Source organism: Gordonibacter urolithinfaciens (assembly GCF_900199375.1).
In the GTDB taxonomy this organism is placed as follows: Bacteria; Actinomycetota; Coriobacteriia; order Coriobacteriales; family Eggerthellaceae; genus Gordonibacter; species Gordonibacter urolithinfaciens.
This window is the reverse complement of the sequence record NZ_LT900217.1, coordinates 531,251-544,474: the sequence shown is the minus strand read 5'-3', so window position 1 is coordinate 544,474 and position 13,224 is coordinate 531,251. Positions and strand designations below refer to the sequence as shown.

The 13,224-nt window shown below is 58.4% G+C and carries 13 protein-coding genes; 11 read left to right on the top strand and 2 right to left on the bottom strand.

Features of this window, described 5'->3' with window-relative positions; all coding sequences use genetic code 11:
* Window positions 1-10 precede the first annotated feature (10 nt).
* The 3 genes from BN3560_RS02405 to BN3560_RS02395 are packed head-to-tail and all read left to right on the top strand — an operon-like array spanning window position 11 to window position 3,833.
* Complete coding sequence (locus tag BN3560_RS02405) at window positions 11-1,120, top strand: glycosyltransferase (RefSeq protein WP_157780531.1); 1,110 nt, start codon at window positions 11-13, stop codon at window positions 1,118-1,120.
* Window positions 1,117-2,415, top strand: a complete 1,299-nt coding sequence (locus BN3560_RS02400) for an O-antigen ligase family protein (RefSeq protein WP_096226892.1) — start codon at window positions 1,117-1,119, stop codon at window positions 2,413-2,415. The genes BN3560_RS02405 and BN3560_RS02400 overlap by 4 nt, the downstream gene beginning before the upstream one ends.
* Window positions 2,412-3,833 (top strand): lipopolysaccharide biosynthesis protein, encoded by a 1,422-nt coding sequence (locus BN3560_RS02395; protein ID WP_096226891.1) that lies wholly within the window; start codon window positions 2,412-2,414, stop codon window positions 3,831-3,833. Before BN3560_RS02400 ends, BN3560_RS02395 begins: the two co-directional genes overlap by 4 nt.
* Before the next feature lie 374 nt (window positions 3,834-4,207).
* Here the strand turns inward: BN3560_RS02395 and BN3560_RS02390 are convergent, their stop codons facing one another.
* Both BN3560_RS02390 and BN3560_RS02385 read right to left on the bottom strand, forming a co-directional pair.
* Window positions 4,208-4,486, bottom strand: coding sequence for a hypothetical protein (locus BN3560_RS02390; protein WP_096226890.1), 279 nt, complete (start codon window positions 4,484-4,486; stop codon window positions 4,208-4,210).
* A 58-nt stretch (window positions 4,487-4,544) separates the two neighbouring features.
* Window positions 4,545-5,468 carry a helix-turn-helix domain-containing protein gene (locus BN3560_RS02385; RefSeq protein WP_096226889.1) on the bottom strand — a complete coding sequence of 308 codons (924 nt, stop codon included), beginning with the start codon at window positions 5,466-5,468 and terminating at the stop codon, window positions 4,545-4,547.
* A gap of 515 nt (window positions 5,469-5,983) precedes the next feature.
* Between BN3560_RS02385 and BN3560_RS02380 the strand changes: the two genes are divergently transcribed.
* From BN3560_RS02380 to BN3560_RS02340, 8 genes are all read left to right on the top strand, one after another.
* Window positions 5,984-7,366 (top strand): reverse transcriptase domain-containing protein, encoded by a 1,383-nt coding sequence (locus BN3560_RS02380; protein ID WP_096226888.1) that lies wholly within the window; start codon window positions 5,984-5,986, stop codon window positions 7,364-7,366.
* A 91-nt stretch (window positions 7,367-7,457) separates the two neighbouring features.
* Complete coding sequence (locus tag BN3560_RS02375; RefSeq protein ID WP_331712879.1) at window positions 7,458-8,576, top strand: AAA family ATPase; 1,119 nt, start codon at window positions 7,458-7,460, stop codon at window positions 8,574-8,576.
* An 85-nt stretch (window positions 8,577-8,661) separates the two neighbouring features.
* Complete coding sequence (locus BN3560_RS14625; protein WP_227153985.1) at window positions 8,662-8,922, top strand: hypothetical protein; 261 nt, start codon at window positions 8,662-8,664, stop codon at window positions 8,920-8,922.
* A 171-nt stretch (window positions 8,923-9,093) separates the two neighbouring features.
* On the top strand, window positions 9,094-10,230 hold the full coding sequence (gene ftsZ, locus BN3560_RS02360) for a cell division protein FtsZ (RefSeq protein WP_041239412.1): 1,137 nt from the start codon (window positions 9,094-9,096) through the stop codon (window positions 10,228-10,230).
* Between the two features lie 11 nt (window positions 10,231-10,241).
* Window positions 10,242-11,099, top strand: coding sequence for a purine nucleoside phosphorylase YfiH/LACC1 family protein (locus BN3560_RS02355; RefSeq protein WP_096226886.1), 858 nt, complete (start codon window positions 10,242-10,244; stop codon window positions 11,097-11,099).
* Window positions 11,100-11,103: 4 nt separating this feature from the next.
* Entirely contained in the window at window positions 11,104-11,796 is a 693-nt protein-coding gene (locus tag BN3560_RS02350) for a YggS family pyridoxal phosphate-dependent enzyme (RefSeq protein WP_096226885.1), read from the top strand.
* A gap of 144 nt (window positions 11,797-11,940) precedes the next feature.
* A complete protein-coding gene (locus BN3560_RS02345; protein WP_096228559.1) occupies window positions 11,941-12,903 on the top strand; it encodes a cell division protein SepF in 963 nt (320 codons plus the stop codon).
* A 48-nt stretch (window positions 12,904-12,951) separates the two neighbouring features.
* Window positions 12,952-13,212, top strand: a complete 261-nt coding sequence (locus BN3560_RS02340; protein ID WP_041239409.1) for a YggT family protein — start codon at window positions 12,952-12,954, stop codon at window positions 13,210-13,212.
* The last annotated feature ends 12 nt before the right edge of the window (window positions 13,213-13,224 follow it).

Genomic DNA, 13,224 nt, shown 5'->3' with positions numbered 1-13,224 from the left:
GAAGATTTTAATGATCGATCACATGCTTCCGGGAAATTCTTATTCAGCTGAACTTTGCATGGCGCTCGGCTCCAAGGCCAGAGTTTTCCTTGCAACTTCGCATGATATGAAGAGCTCTGATTTAGAAGTTAAGTGCGAGAGGCTGTATCCGATTTTGTTCAACACTTCTCATGGAAATCGAAGCGTGCTCTCTTACATCGAATACTTGATAGGGCTCGTTCGCCTTACAGTCAATATCGCCTTAAACAGTTATGATGTCGTGCACATTCAGACGTTTAAGAAATATGCGATCGAGATGCCCCTTTACGCGGCATTGAAAAAAATCGGCTTGATTGGAACGATGGCCTTTACGGTGCATAACGTTGTGCAGCATGAGGCACAAGCCGGCGAGGCCGAGGCGTATGGCCGCTTCTATGAAAAATGTGATGTGCTTGTAGTTCATAATGGTCTAAGTAAGGCAGAGTTAGAGCAATCGCTTTCAAGCAAGGCCCCTGCGGCTACGATTATGCCTCACGGCTGTTACTCGAAAAGGCCAGCCAAAAAGGCCGAGAAGCGAGATCCAGTTTGTTTTCTTTCTCTGGGAGTGATGAGAAAAAACAAAGGTATCGATATCCTGCTCCAAGCCGCGGCCTTGTTGGAGCCTTCTTACAGAAAACGCTGTCGAATCGTGATCGCCGGCGCGAAAGATAAAAACAATTCCACAGACTACTTAGAGCTATCGAGACAGCTCTCCGTGGAATCGTTCGTTTTGGTGAGGCCGGGTTTCGTTGAAGAAAATGATTTAGAAAATCTGCATCAGGAAGCCGATTACTGCGTTTTTCCCTACTTGAATATTTACGGCAGCGGAGCCTTGCTAATGGCATATTCCTATAAAAAGCCAGTGATTGCCAGTGATATTCCGGCATTTGTGGAGGAAACGGATTCTGGAAGAACTGGCTACTTGTTTCGTTCTGGGGATGTTGAGTCACTGGCTGAGGTAATTCGAAAATCGATCAATGCTTGTGACGACGAATACGAGAACCGCGTAAAGGCGGTTGAAGAGCTGAGGCTTGAAAAATATAACTGGGATAAGTCTAGCGATATACTAATCGATTCATACAAAAAGGTGCTATTCCGATGAGTGCCGCAGATCTACATATCATAGAGCTTAGAACGAAAAAAGGGAAAGGGGCGGGGTTCAGATGTTTATTGCTGACCGTCGTGCTCGTCCGCCTTTTCGGGGTTCCTGGAACGTTGGATAGGCTCATTGGCGGTATGGTGACAAGTCCACTTACCGCTCTTGTTTATGCGATGATGGCAGCATATGTTACTTGGCATTTTTTGGTTAATGGCGCCATTTTGAAAACGAAAATTACCTTCCCCTTTTTTAGCGTCGTGTTGTTTTTTCTCTGCATTGGGATATCGTCTTTTATCAGCCAATATGTTCCTAGCTCTGGTTTGTGGAATGTTGCTCGGCTTGCGCTGTTGGCTCTATTCGCCTTTTCTGTGGCCGATTCGTTCAACCTTGAAAACCTGCTCAAATCTGTGTTTATTGCAGTTGCGATAGTCTTCCTCTGCTGCTCTCTTGCTTTTTTTCTGCCAGGCTATGGGTTTGTCGATTATGAAACAACGAGAGCCTTTACGGGAATATGGACAACGAAAAATGTCTGCGCGGGTTTTATCGCATTCTGTATTCTGTTTTTACTCGGACTGCTGGTCTATTTGCCACAGGACAAGAGTCTAACGCTATCTATTCCGCGGTGGATTCTTGTATTGATGCTTCTAGGCTTTGGGGGAATGCTCTTGTCGGCAGATGCGCTTGGTGGATTAATTTGCACAGTTGTGCCAGCGGCTTTCGTCGTTTTGGATAGGAGGGGAGTCCTTTCTCTAAAACGAAAAGGGACTTTCTGGGTTCTTCTCAGCGTGGGTTTTCTTTTGTTTGCCACGGCGATACTTCCGCTATTTTCTGACGTGCTAGCGATTTGGGGCAAAACCTCAGATCTCACAGGGAGAACAACAATATGGAAATCTATTTCGCAGCTCGTTCTTGAAACATCACCGTTGTTCGGCTTTGGATATGGTGATTTTTGGTCTGAAGAGAGTCCGGTCTATTTCTTAATAAAATCTGTCTATGCTGCGAATGGTTTGGGGGCTGTGCATACGGGGTCGCATAATGCGATTGTCGAATTACTGCTGATGTTCGGGCTGACAGGCGTATTGTCATATCTTTTGATGCTTGCTGTAGTGTTTGACAAATCGCGGTATGCTAAAAATCAAATGCAAAACCAATTGATCAGTGCATTTCTTGCGTACTTTATGCTCTATTGCTTAGCGGAGCGGTCGTTGTCCTACATAGGTCTTCAGACGTTCGTCTTGTTCCTGTGCATCGCTGTGATTCTTGCCTCGTTCAACGCGGAAAGAGAAAACCCACAATGACGGCGCTGCCTCAGGAAAACCAAGGAATAAAGAAAAATCTTGCCTATGCGTTTAGCGCGCAAGGTGTTGCTCTCCTGTCGAGTATCTTGATGTCTCTGATTGTCCCCAAAATCCTTGCGGTGGAGGAATATGCATATTGGCAGTCTTTTTTGCTGTACGCAGGGTATTCTGGGTGCCTTCTTGTCGGGATTAACGACGGCTTGTATTTGCGTATTGGTGGTCAACGTTACGGGGACCTTGATCACGCCGGGATAAAAGCGCAAATGGTTCTGGTGCTAATCCTGGAATTCTTCTTTTCGGCGCTTTTGATTGCCTTTGCCTTGCTTGCTAGGTTGAGTGCCCAGTTTTGTCTGATTGCCGCCGCTTTGTCCATATACACAATTGTCGTGAATCTGGCCAACTACCTTTCCTATGTTTTTCAGGCGGTCAATCTAACGCAAATTTTCTCGAAAGCGGCAATTATTACCAAGGCCTCCTTTTTCATAATGATTGTGGCGGCCCTAGTTCTCGGTGCAGGTGATTATCGTGTCATAGTAGCTTTCTACATTGTGAGCCAGTGTTTTTCGACGGTGTATCTGTTGTATAGCGGTCGTCAAATACTGCAGGCTCGTTTTTCGTTTTCCGGAAAAAATCGTGATGTGCTTCATGCAACCAAGATCGATATAGGCGCTGGCATGAAAATCATGATTTCCTACTATGCAGGTACTTTTATTATCGGTTTTGGTAGGATGCTTATCGAGCCAAACTGGGATTTAGCGACGTTTGGCTATTACTCTTTTGCCGTGTCCCTTGTTTCTTTTGTCATTTCATTTGCCGGTCAGGTTTCTATGGTGCTGTTCCCGCATATAAAAAGAGCTTCGAAAGAAGCCCAAAAAGAAAACTTTGCCAAAATCCGAAGCATCCTTGCGCTTTTTTTACCCATTGCATACGTGCTTTATTTTCCGTGTTGCATATTCTGTGAGTTTTGGCTTCCTCAGTATAGCCAATCGCTAATATATTTAGGACTCTTGTTTCCCATCTGCATTTTTGATTGCAGAATGAGCATGCTGTGCGTTCCGTATTTTAAGGCTCTTCGAAAGGAAAACAAACTACTCATTGCAAATGTTGTTGCAATGTGTGTCAGCGTTGTGTTGTCCTTTTTTTCGGTCTTCTTGTTCCACAACCTTGTGCTGCTGGCCGTTTCGATGCTGTCAGGAATAGTTACAAGAAACCTTATCTCAGAATTTAATCTGGCGCGATCGTTTGGACTAAACTTATTCCCCCATTCCATTAGAGAGCTCTTATTGGCTATTTGCTTTATTTTCGTTGTCATGATCGACGGCGGCTGGAGCTACGTTTTTGGTTCGATCGCATTGGTCGTTTATTACTTTTTCGAATGCTTCTCGTTGAAGAAAACCAGGGAGAAAGGTGGAATGTAGTTCTACCGTTGTGATTCTAAGGCAAGTGTTCTGCTGCTTTTGAACGAAGCGAAAGGCAGCGCACGCTGCCGGTAGATATTGGCCTATATGCCCTGTGCAAATCATACCTTAGAGGGGTGGTTCATGATTGTGGTTTCGGTTGAATTGCGAAGCTATCCGAACGTTCTCTCCTAGATAGGCGTTTGCGCAGTTAGCCGGACGTTTTGCAATGCGGCATACCCCCTGTTTTGATTCACGGCCAGGGGGTATGCCGGCTTGTCGGTGTGCACGGATGAGTTCGCGGGCAGGCTACGCCACGCCCTCCGTGCCCGCTCGCAGGCTCATCCGGACGGCTCGATATACCTATGACCGGGAAGGTTATATTTTGGAAGGCGCTAGGCCAGCGGCGGCAGGCCCCTCTCCTCCCGATCCCGGTCGACGGCGCCGATCGTCAGGTCGAGCCTGCCGTAGGGCACCTCCTCGATGCCGAGCGCGTCCATGAGGGCGGCCGCGGCCTCCGGGTCGGCGGCCTCGAGCATCGCCGTGGGCGACAGGCCCATGAGGGAGGGCCTCGGCTCCGAGTTGAGCTGGCTCATGACGACGGCCAGATCGCGGCCGTCCAGTTCGTCGAAGGAGATCCCCCGGCCCTTGGGCAGGAGCTTGCGGAGCTCCACGTGGTTTCGCTCGCATCCTCCCTTCTGCTGGGACGCTCGCACGTCGCAGTAGTAGACTTTAGTCCGGGCCGTCCCGTGGAAGGCCGAGCGCTCGAGGGCCTCCGTGTCCGAGAACTCGCACCCGTTGTCCGTGAGGACGAGCCCGAACAGGCGCTGGAAGAGGGGCTTCCCGATCGCTCTTTCCAGCATGTCGAGCGCCGCGGCAACGGCGCTCGACGTCTTCTCGGGCAGAAGCAGGCAGACCTGGACCCTTGCAGGGCTTCGAGTAGAGGGTGAGGATGCACTGCGAGTCCTTGGACAGCCCGATGACCGTGTCCATCTCGGCAGCCCGCGCCCGCCCTTCCTCGGGGAGCGCCGAGAACGCCTTGTACGACCTCTCCGGGCCGTGGGAGGTCGGCTTGGCCGCGGAGGGCTCCCTCCTGGGCTTGTAGCCGACCTTGCGGCGCAGCTCGGCGTCGGACATGCCGGCGTAGCCCGCCGCTATCCAGCGGTATATCGTCGTGGGGTGAACCTTGAACCGATCGGCGCGGCCGCAGGCTATCTGGGCGGGCGAGAGGCCCCGGGCCACGTCCGACCTGATCGTCGCCATGGCCCGCTCGAAGTCGTACTCCTTGGCGTTCACGCCCCTGCGCGCCCCTGACAAGAGCCCGTCGGCGAGCGTCTGGGCGCGCGCCGCCGAGTACTCGCACCGGAGGGCCTTGCCGCATCCGTAGCGGCGGTGCTGGCAGCCGTTGCAGGTCCAAGGCCACGCCTGCAGCCGCGCGCAAGCGTCTTCCGGCGCATCTCCGGCCCGCTCGCCCTTGCCCGGGCCCCGGGCCACCGTGCGGTTGCGCTTGACCTCGTCGGAGATCGAGGCGGGCGAGCGCCCGAGGTCGCGCGCGACGTCGCGGGCCGAGGGCCTCCTCTTCCCGAACTCTCGTTCGATGGAGGCCCGCTCCGACCTCGTGAGCCTGAAGTAGCGCTTCTGCTTCCTCTCTGCCATGATCCTTGCCCCTACGCGGCCGCCCCCTTCGGGCCCGCCCTCGGACAAGGATTCTCGGACTCAACCGTACGCGTTCGGCTAACTTCAAGAGGAAAGGCAAAGTGTTCGGATCAAGTTGCTAATCAACTTGATTGTGGTTTTGACGCCTATTGGCTGATTGAAAAACTTGGGACTTCAAGAACGATAGAGTTAGAGTTAACATGATCTTGCACCGTGGAATTAGCCACGGTGGGGGAACACTGTCGTAAACATCCATCGATGGATGCTCACGAAATCTCCATCAGCTAGGCTAATGGTGCTGACAAACAGCGCGGCGAGGCTCATGGATGCGTTCCTTTCGTCTAAGGCGATTGTGCCGCAGATGAAGATTGCTTTACGGGCTTGACCCGAAAGGCGGCTACCGTTTCGCGATGAAGCGGTAAGGGCTGCGGGATGGCCGCAGCATTTATGTAAGCGAGCCGACCCTGAAATGGACGCCGCCCCTTGATAGGGCCGGCTTGCCGGGCAGACGAGATATGACGGATAGCATTCCTCCTTACATTAAGAAGCCGCATACGATAAAGTCGTACGTTCATTTTGATTTCAGGACTTCGTTCGCCGCCAAGGCCAACCTTGTCATGGATCCTGGTTTTGTAAAAAGCTATGCATTTTATCCCCTCATTCAGAGGGACTTGCGCCGCATGAAGCCCGATGGACATGGCAAGTTTTTTAACGATCCACGTCCTATAAAATACGCCGCACACCTCGATAGATGCATTTATCAGTACTATTCGGGCTTGCTTAATGAACGATACAACGATGTTGCGACCGAAATCGGCATTGGCGATTGCGCTATCGCGTATCGCGCCCATCTCAAGGGGCAGTCAAACTGCGACTTCGCGTTGCGCGCTTTTTCGAAGATGAGAGATCTTGAAGCTTGTTTCGCTTATGCGGGGGATTTCGAGGACTTTTTCGAAACGCTTGATCATGCTTATCTGAAAAAGCAGGTTAGGCGATTGTTCCCTGGCGGTGCGATCCCGGACGATTATTACCATGTGCTGAAGAATGCAACCAGGCATTCGGTTTGGGATATAGAAAAGCTTCTCGACCACTACGGGCTTCCTTATACGAAGAGCGGCGTCAAACGACTCAACAACAGGGGCAGAGTGCTGAGCTCTGATGAGTTCAAAAACATGGTGGGCGCTTCGGTTGAGCGTCCATGGAGGGAAAACGGAGAAAAGGGTGTACCCCAGGGGCTTCCCATTAGTGGCACGCTAGCGAACATATACATGCTGGAATTTGATGCGGCAGTCAAAGCTGTAGCCGAAAGGCACGACGGTTTATATATGCGCTATTCGGATGATTTCATCTTCGTTGTGCCTACCGAGGAAGGGTTTGAAGAGGGGCGGGATGAGTTTTCACGTTTGGCCGGAACGATGCCGTCGTTGAAGATTCATCCACGTAAGACGCATTCGTTTAGGATGGTTGACGGAGGGGTTTACCTACTCGACTCGGAAGACGAGCCGAAATGCGCTATCGACTATCTGGGGTTCTCCTTTGACGGTACGTCGGTGAGACTGCGGCAAAGAACTATCGGTCGTTTCTACAAGCGCATGTACAGGAGAGTAGGCCGGTTGTACAAATGGAAGTTCAGGCCAGCAAAAAAACGAGTCGATTCACTTTATCTGGAGTACAGTGATTGGGGCCGCAAGCCTAAGAGAAATGCCAAAGTGCGCGAGCGAGTTGGGAAGAGCGGAGGTCGAGGGAATTTTCTAACTTACGCCGAAAGGGCTCAGAATGCTTTTCCGAATGACCCCATTTTGGTCGACGTGAAAAACCATAAGCGCAAGATTCGGAGACGCGCTAAAAAAGTCCGCGAAAGTGGTCGCCGCCATCGATCGGCATTAAGGTCGACATGAAAAGCTCGACGCACCTCCCCGCTGCGAAAAAAGCGCCGCAAGGGGTTATTGCTCTTTTACGCTTTGTGAAAGGATCCTGATCGCTGGGTCGTTGTTGGTATACTTGGGCTTGCGAACCATATCCGACCGGCGGCGCGTTACTGTTGATATATGCCACGGGAACCTCCTTAAGAATTACGGGCTCGCCTTACTTCGTCGACAAGACGGGGGATATATCTGCATCACGCGTCCGCGTCGGTTAGGCAAGACGGTCAACGCGCAAATGCTGGCGAGCTTCCTCACGCGCGGCTTGGACGCGGCCCCGCTGTTCGAGGGGCTCGAAGTGTCCTGCGACCCTGCGGCCATGGCGCACCTCGGAGCCCACGACGTCATCTACATCGACTTCAGCGTGCTGCCTGACGAATGCGAGAGCTACCGAGATTACATCGACGCCATCCGCGCGGGCATCGTCGACGACCTCCGCGCGTTTGCTCCCGAGGCGGGCGTCGAGCCGCGGATCGGCCTGTTCGCAGCGCACGAATGCGTCTACGATGTCACGAAAGCGCAATTCTGCTTCATCATGGACGAATGGGACTCCCTGTTCTTCAACCCCCTGTTCACCGAGGACGGCCAGCGCTCGTTCCTCATGCTCCTGAAGCAGCTGCTCAAAACCAAGCCCTACGTCGAGCTCTCCCACATGGCGGGCATCCTCTCCATCGCCAAGCACTCCACGGGCTCCGAGCTGAACATGTTCGTCGAGTACGGCGCCGTGGAGGATCTGCGTTACGACCGCTTCTTCGGGTTCACCCAGGACGAGGTGTGCGAGCTCTGCGCTCGGCACCTCGCATGCACACCGGACGCGCGGGTAGGCTACGAGGGGCTCGAGCACTGGTACGACGGCTACCTCACCGAGGACGGCGAGCGCCGCTTCAACCCGCGGTCGGTGGTGCTGGCGCTCATCGACGACAGCCTGCGCAGCTGCTGGACCGAGTCGGGCCCCTACGACGAGATCCACTGCTACGTGCGCAACAACATCGCCGCCGTGCGCGACGACCTGGTGCGCATGGCAGCCGGCGAGCCGGAGCGCGCGGAGATGGAGAACTACGCGGCCTCGTCCATGAGCCTGTCCACCCAAGACGACATATTCCCAGCCATGGTGGTGGCCCTAGCTGTCGGCATTGACTTGCATACGATGACCGATACGCACGACTGCTTCGTTAATGAATGGTGAGTGAGCGGTTTATTGTCGTCCTGCTAGCTCAAGACCTAGTGTGGTGTAATTTCGCTAAAATATTATCACGATGAAGGGAGGAGCTATGAACATCAGGCCGATATCGGATCTGAGGAACCACTACTCGGAAGTCGAACTCGATGTTTTGGAAAGCGGTCCCGTGTTCCTCACGAAGAACGGATACGGTTCCGATCGCTGCAGTATAAAACGAACCGAGAGCGTCCTCTACCTTATTACTGGTTCGAAGTCGGTAACTACATGGTTTTTCTACGTCGTATTCGACGATGTGATGGAAATCCGGCGCTTCCTCTACGGTGCTCGCGACCTCACGAAGATGCTGCCGTAGGCGCTGCGGTCCCTCCCTTTCCTCCCACCGGTTTCATATTGTGGACGTGCGGTTTTCATTACCGCGGCGTAATTTGCAAATGGTTGAGCATCGTGTACAATAACCCCACGTGAACTGTACCCACGTTGGGAAAACGCAGCATAAAGAAACGCAGCAGGTGTGGAGGATACAATGCCAAACAAAATGGGTTCCGAGCATTTGGCGGTCATCAAGGTCGTCGGCGTCGGCGGCGGCGGCACGAATGCCGTGAACCGTATGGTCGAGGCGGGGGTGAAGGGCGTCGAGTTCATCGCCGTCAACACCGATCGCCAGGCGCTGCTCATGTCGGATGCCGACAAGACGATCCACATCGGCGAGGAGCTGACGCGCGGCCTTGGCGCCGGCGCGAATCCCGAGGTGGGCTGCCAGGCGGCCGAGGAGAGCCGCGCGGAGATCCGCGAGGCGCTGGCCGAGGCGGACATGGTGTTCGTCACCGCCGGCGAAGGCGGCGGCACGGGCACGGGCGCCGCGCCCATCATCGCCGAGATCGCGCGCGAGGAGATCGGCGCGCTGACGGTCGGCGTGGTCACGAAGCCGTTCTCGTTCGAGGGGCGCACCCGCCGCAACCAGGCGGAGCAGGGCGTCGACCTGCTGTCCCAGAAAGTCGACACGCTCATCGTCATCCCGAACGACCGCCTGCTCGAGATCGTGGACAAGAAGACGAGCATGCTCGACGCGTTCCGCATCGCCGACGACACGCTGCGCCAGGGCATCCAGGGCGTCACGGACCTCATCACCATCCCCGGCCTCATCAACCTCGACTTCGCCGACATCCGCACCGTCATGAAGGATGCGGGCACGGCCATGATGGGCATCGGCCTGGCTTCCGGCGAGAACCGCGCGCTCGACGCCGCACAGCAGGCCACGAACTCGAACCTGCTCGAGACGTCCATCGCGGGCGCCTCGCGCGTGCTGTTCTCCATCGCCGGCGGCCCGGACCTCACGCTCACCGAGGTCGACGCGGCGGCCCGCACCGTCGAGGCCTGCGCCGACGACAACGCCAACATCATCTACGGCCAGATCGTGGACGAGGGCATGGGCGACCAGGTGCGCATCACCGTCATCGCCACCGGCTTCAAGGCGAGCGCGCAGCAGCAGTCCTCCATGGACTTCTCGCGCAAGGACCTGTTCGCGTCCACGACGCCCGAGCCTGCCGCGCCGTCCATCCCGCAGCAGTCCATGCCGCCGGTGTCGTTCTCCACGTCGTCGAACAACGGCCGCTTCGCGGACGAGGACTACATTCCCGACTTCCTGAAGCGCCAGCGCTAGGGGCCGCCTGCATGGCATCGGCCGCAACCCTTCCCGTACCGCATCTCGACGCGCGCCTCTTCGGCGCGCGTCGCTTATCGGCGCTCACCGACGAGGCCCTGTTCGAGCGCACCGGCGTGCGCATCGCGTTCACCGGCCGCGCGGGCGGCGTGAGCGAGGGGCCGTACGCCGCGCTCAACCTGGGCGGGCACGTGGGCGACGACCCTGCGGCCGTGGCGCGCAACCGGGAGCTCTTGCTGGAGGCGCTCGGCGCGGGGGAGGCGGCCCTCGTGGTGCCGAGCCAGGTGCACGGCGACGAGATCGTGGAGGTGGCCTCGGCCGAGCCGGGCGCCGTCGAGGCCGCGCGCGCCCGCGCGCTCGAGGGGGCCGACGGCCTGCTCGTGGACGTGCCGCAGGTTGCGGCGCTGCTGTGCTTCGCCGACTGCGTGCCGGTGGTGCTCGCCTCTCCCACGGGGCGCTTCGCCGTCGTCCACGCCGGCTGGCGCGGGGCGGTAGCCGGCATCGCCGGGAAGGCCGTGCGGCTCCTGGCCGCGCGCGACGCCGCCGAGCTGGGCATAGCGCCGTCCTCTGCGGCCGCAGCGCTCAACGCCTACCTGGGTCCGCACATCCACGCGGAATGCTTCGAGACGGGCGCCGAGGTGCGCGCCCGGTTCGTGGACCGCTATGGCGCGGACGTCGCCCCTGACGGGCGGCATGTCGACCTCGCGCGCGCCCTCGCGTGCGATCTGGGCGGGGCCGGCCTCGCCGCCGAGCGCATCGCGGATGCCGGCGCGTGCACGGCCTGCCGGCTGGACGACTACTTCTCCTACCGCGCGTCGGGCGGCACCTGCGGCCGCCATGGCGCCATCGCCGTGCTGCAGAAAGGATAGGGCCATGGGCATCGAGCAACGATATGCGAACGTGGCGGCCGAGGTGGCCGCCGTCTGCCGCGAGGCCGGGCGCGACCCGGCTGAGGTCACGGTCGTGGCCGTGTCGAAGACCGTGGGCCCGGACGCCGTCGCGCGCGCCCTGGCAGCCGGCGCGCGCGACTTCGGCGAGAACCGCCCCGACGGGCTGGCCGAGAAGGCGGCGGCGTTCCCGCAGGCAACCTGGCACTTCATCGGCAACATCCAGTCGCGCCGCATCCCCGACATCGTGCGGTCGGCCGCGCTCGTCCACTCGCTTTTCGAGGAGCGCCACGCCCGCAAGATCGACGAGGCCGCCGCGGTGGCGGGCAAGGTGCAGGACGTGCTCTTGGAGGTGAACGTGTCGGGGGAGGAGAGCAAGGGCGGCCTGGCTCCCGGCGACGTGCGCGCGCTGCTCGACGTATGCGCGCGCCTTCCGCACGTGCGGGTGCGCGGCCTCATGACCATGGCGCCGCAGGGCGACCCGGCCGCGGCGCGCGCCGTGTTCGAGGGCCTCGCGAACCTGCATGCCCAGCTGCGCGCCGGGCTCGATCCCGCGCAAGCGGCCCTGTTCGATGGGCTTTCTATGGGCATGAGCGAAGATTGGCGCGAGGCCGTGCGCGCGGGCGCTACCATAGTGCGCATCGGAAGGGCCGTGTTCGACGATGCCTTCGAGGCTTGAGGCCCGGGTGCCGAGGCACTGCGCACAGGGCCGATGGGCGCCGGCACGCCTCGAGCGGCGCGAAGCAAGGACAGACGGAAAAACGCAGCAGGGTGAACGCAGCGGCGGCTCGACCGCCGGAACCAAACGAAGCAGGTGGTGAACATGGAGCTGCCCAAAATCAAGCGATCCGAGCACGGCGGCGGGATGCTCGACGGCATCAAGTCGAAGCTGGGCTTCGCTGACGCGGCCGGCAACGGCGGCGGATACGACGACGCGTACCTCGACGACTACGGGGACGACTTCGGCGACTACGACGACGAGTTCGGCGAGTACGGCCCGGGCTACGACGACGGGGCGCCCGCCTCGCGCTACGATCCGTACGCGCCCGTGACCACGCGCCCGGCGCGCGGGGGGAGCCGCAGCGCGCGCTCCTCGTCGGATTCCGACTTCCCCAAGCTCGTGTCCATCGACGACGTGCGCGCCCATACCCAGGTGCCCGACAGCCTGCGCCGCGACCCGCTGCCGCCGCGCCGCGTGTCGTCCACGTCGTCCAGCTACCGGGGCGAGCGCACGGTGGTGGACGCCACGATGCCCGCGCCCTCGTCGCCGGCCCACACGGCCGCGCGCCGCGAGCGCTCCGAGAGCCTGAACGCGCTGTTCGAGCCCAGCGCGGCCGAGGCGGAGCCCGCAACGGGCAAGGCGGCTTCTCCGGCTGCGGCGACCGTGGGGGCGGCTGCGGCCTCCGCCACCGTGGCCGTGGCCACCGCGACGGCCACGGCGCCCGCTTCCTCGCAGGCCACCGGCTCGTTCGACCCCTACGAGGCGTACGCCGGCTCGGGCACGCCCGCGCACAACCCGTCGCGCGCCATCTCGGTGCTCAAGCCCGCGAGCTACGGCGAGGTGGAACGCGTGGCCAAGATACTGAAAGCGGGCGACGTGGTGGTGCTTGCGCTGCGCAACACGCCCGACCAGCTGGCCAAGCGCATCCTGGACTTCTCGTTCGGCGTGTCGAGCGCGCTCGACGCCCGCGTGGAGGCCGTGGCCGACAAGGTGTTCGCCATCACGCGGGGCGCCGCGCTCACCGAGGCCGAGCGCCTGGCGCTGCGCAACCAGGGCGTGCTGTAGCGCGCCTTCCCGGGCGCCGACCGTCTACCAAGAGAAGGAGCTGGGCTCGTGCTGAGCTTGAAATACCTCATCGTATCGCTAGCCGACGTGTACAGCATGGTGCTGTTCGTGTACGTGCTCATGTCGTGGCTCCCCACGGACCGCGGCCTGCTCGCCGACATCTACCGGGTGCTCGGCCGCGTGTGCGATCCGTACCTCAACCTGTTCAAGAAACTGATTCCCCCGCTTGGAGGTATGGTGGACGTTACTCCCATCATCGCCCTGCTTGTACTACAATTCGGGGTACGTTTGATAGTAAACTTGTTTTAGCTGCGCTTGAAC

Coding starts and splice junctions, on each gene's coding strand:
- BN3560_RS02405 (WP_157780531.1), top strand. CDS start 11: ATGATCGATCACATGCTTCCGGGAAATTCTTATTCAGCTGAACTTTGC.
- BN3560_RS02400 (WP_096226892.1), top strand. CDS start 1,117: ATGAGTGCCGCAGATCTACATATCATAGAGCTTAGAACGAAAAAAGGG.
- BN3560_RS02395 (WP_096226891.1), top strand. CDS start 2,412: ATGACGGCGCTGCCTCAGGAAAACCAAGGAATAAAGAAAAATCTTGCC.
- BN3560_RS02385 (WP_096226889.1), bottom strand. CDS start 5,468: ATGGCAGAGAGGAAGCAGAAGCGCTACTTCAGGCTCACGAGGTCGGAG.
- BN3560_RS02380 (WP_096226888.1), top strand. CDS start 5,984: ATGACGGATAGCATTCCTCCTTACATTAAGAAGCCGCATACGATAAAG.
- BN3560_RS14625 (WP_227153985.1), top strand. CDS start 8,662: ATGAACATCAGGCCGATATCGGATCTGAGGAACCACTACTCGGAAGTC.
- ftsZ (WP_041239412.1), top strand. CDS start 9,094: ATGCCAAACAAAATGGGTTCCGAGCATTTGGCGGTCATCAAGGTCGTC.
- BN3560_RS02355 (WP_096226886.1), top strand. CDS start 10,242: ATGGCATCGGCCGCAACCCTTCCCGTACCGCATCTCGACGCGCGCCTC.
- BN3560_RS02350 (WP_096226885.1), top strand. CDS start 11,104: ATGGGCATCGAGCAACGATATGCGAACGTGGCGGCCGAGGTGGCCGCC.
- BN3560_RS02345 (WP_096228559.1), top strand. CDS start 11,941: ATGGAGCTGCCCAAAATCAAGCGATCCGAGCACGGCGGCGGGATGCTC.